This is a genomic window from Pseudoroseomonas cervicalis ATCC 49957, assembly GCF_000164635.1.
Taxonomy (GTDB): domain Bacteria; phylum Pseudomonadota; class Alphaproteobacteria; order Acetobacterales; family Acetobacteraceae; genus Pseudoroseomonas; species Pseudoroseomonas cervicalis.
The window spans coordinates 1-2,011 of sequence record NZ_GG770847.1 but is presented as its reverse complement, the minus strand read 5'-3'; the positions used below and the strand labels follow the sequence as shown (position 1 = coordinate 2,011).

General features: G+C 75.5%; 3 protein-coding genes. All 3 read left to right on the top strand.

Annotation, left to right across the window (positions count from 1 at the left end; all coding sequences use genetic code 11):
- Positions 1-6 precede the first annotated feature (6 nt).
- The 3 genes from HMPREF0731_RS19600 to HMPREF0731_RS19590 all read left to right on the top strand — a co-directional run bounded on the left by HMPREF0731_RS19600 (position 7) and on the right by HMPREF0731_RS19590 (position 1,925).
- Positions 7-915 carry a threonine/serine dehydratase gene (locus HMPREF0731_RS19600; RefSeq protein ID WP_040614136.1) on the top strand — a complete coding sequence of 303 codons (909 nt, stop codon included), beginning with the start codon at positions 7-9 and terminating at the stop codon, positions 913-915.
- A 93-nt stretch (positions 916-1,008) separates the two neighbouring features.
- Positions 1,009-1,464, top strand: a complete 456-nt coding sequence (locus tag HMPREF0731_RS19595; protein WP_245538367.1) for a hypothetical protein — start codon at positions 1,009-1,011, stop codon at positions 1,462-1,464.
- Positions 1,461-1,925, top strand: coding sequence for a GNAT family N-acetyltransferase (locus HMPREF0731_RS19590; RefSeq protein WP_007005952.1), 465 nt, complete (start codon positions 1,461-1,463; stop codon positions 1,923-1,925). The genes HMPREF0731_RS19595 and HMPREF0731_RS19590 overlap by 4 nt, the downstream gene beginning before the upstream one ends.
- Positions 1,926-2,011: the final 86 nt, after the last annotated feature.

The following is a 2,011-nucleotide window of genomic DNA, read 5'->3' as shown; positions in this document are numbered from 1 at the left end:
GCGGCGATCCGCGCCGCCGCCCGGCGCCTCGCCCCCTGGATCCGCCGCACGCCGCTGCTGCACCTGCCCGCCGACGCGCTCGGCACGCCCTGCGACGTGACGCTGAAGCTGGAGCTGCTGCAGGCCTCCGGCTCCTTCAAGCCGCGCGGCGCCTTCAACCGGATGCTCTCCAACCCCCTGCCGGCGGCCGGGGTGATCGCCGCCTCGGGCGGCAACCACGGCGCGGCGGTGGCCTATGCCGCCCGCGCCCTCGGCGTGCCGGCCGAGATCTATGTCCCCGAGATCACCGGCCCGGCCAAGCTGGCCCGCATCCGCGCCTATGGCGCGACGCTGGTGCAGACCGGCGCCAGCTATGACGAGGCGCGCCAGGCCAGCGAGGCCCGCGCCGCCGAGACCGGCGCCCTGCTGGTGCACGCCTATGACCAGGAGGAGGTGCTGGCCGGCCAGGGCACGCTCGGCCTCGAGCTGGAGGAGCAGGCGCCGGCGCTGACCCACATCCTGCTGGCCACCGGCGGCGGCGGGCTGATCGGCGGCGTCGCCGCCTGGTATGGCGAGCGGGCCGAGATCGTCAGCGTCGAGCCGGAGGCCTGCCCCACCCTCTACACCGCGCTGCGCGAGGGCCGCCCCGTGCCGGTGCCGGTGGGCGGCCTGGCCGCCGACAGCCTGGGCGCCCGCCAGGTCGGCGCGCTGATGTTCGGCGTGGCGCGCCGGCAGATCGGCAGCGCCCTGCTGGTGCCGGACGCGGCGATCCGCGCCGCGCAGCAGGCGCTGTGGGAACGCTGCCGGCTGGTGGCCGAGCCCGGCGGCGCCACCGCGCTGGCCGCCCTGCTCTGCGGCGCCTTCCGCCCGCCCGAGGGTGCGCGGGTGGGCGTCGTGGTCTGCGGCGCGAACACGGATCCGGGAAGCGTCGCCTGACCGGCCGGGGCGGTGCTGGCTTTCCCGCCCGCCGCCCCATCTCTTTGCGCAGGGCCGCTGGCGCAGCCCGGCGCCCGCCCATGCGAGGTGACCATGACCGACGATTCCCGCCCCGCCCTCACCGTGCACGAGCTGTTCGAGGAGAAGCACCGCCTGGAGGCGGAGAAGCAGGCGGCCGAGCGCGCCGCCGCGCGGCACGCCGCCGAGGAACTGGCCGAGCGGCAGAAGGCCTTCGAGGCACGGCCCTTCACCGAGGCCGACCGCCAGGCGATGCTGCGCCACATCCACGAATCCTTCGACCGTGGCGAGCGCGAGCTGATGCTCGTCTCCTTCCCCAGCGGCTTCTGCGCCGATGGCGGGCGGCGCATCAACCACGCGCTGGAAGGCTGGCCGGAGGAACTGCCGGGCTATGCCCGCCGCCTCTACGATTTCTGGCAGGAGGCGCTGCGCCCCGGCGGCTTCGGCTTCAACGCCCGCATCATCAACTACCCGCACGGCATGCCCGGCGATGTCGGGCTGTTCGTCACCTGGCCGGAAGCCGAGATGTGAGCGAACCCGTCCTCCGCCTGGCCGGGCCGGACGACCTCCCCGGCATGCTGGCCCTCTACCGCCACCTGGCGCCGGAGGACCCGGTGGTCGGGCCGGCCGAGGCCGCCGAGGCCTGGGCGGCGCTGCTGCGCCGCGCCGATGTTGTCCTGGCCGAGGCCGGGGGAATGCCCGTCGCCTCCTGCACCCTGGTCGTGGTGCCGAGCATCATGCGCGGCCTGCGCCCCTACGCGCTGGTCGAGAATGTGGTGACCCATGCCGGTTGGCGCCGCCATGGCCTGGGCCACGCCGTGCTGGGCGCGGCGCTGGAGCGGGCGCGGGACGCGGGCTGCTACAAGGTGATGCTCGCCACCGGCTCGAAGAATCCCGGCACGCTGCGCTTCTACGAAACGGCGGGCTTCACCGGCGGGACCAAGACCTTCTTCGAGTGGCGCGACCTGCCGCCGCGCGCCGCCACCGCCTGACGCCGCCCGCCTCTCTCGGCAATGTCATGGCCGGCCGGGCTGCGGCCCGGCCCCGCGCGCCCTAGGCTCCCGCGTGACGCGCAGCG

Bases quoted from the DNA above. Each gene is read 5' to 3' on its own strand.
- HMPREF0731_RS19595 (WP_245538367.1), top strand. From the start codon at position 1,009: ATGACCGACGATTCCCGCCCCGCCCTCACCGTGCACGAGCTGTTCGAG.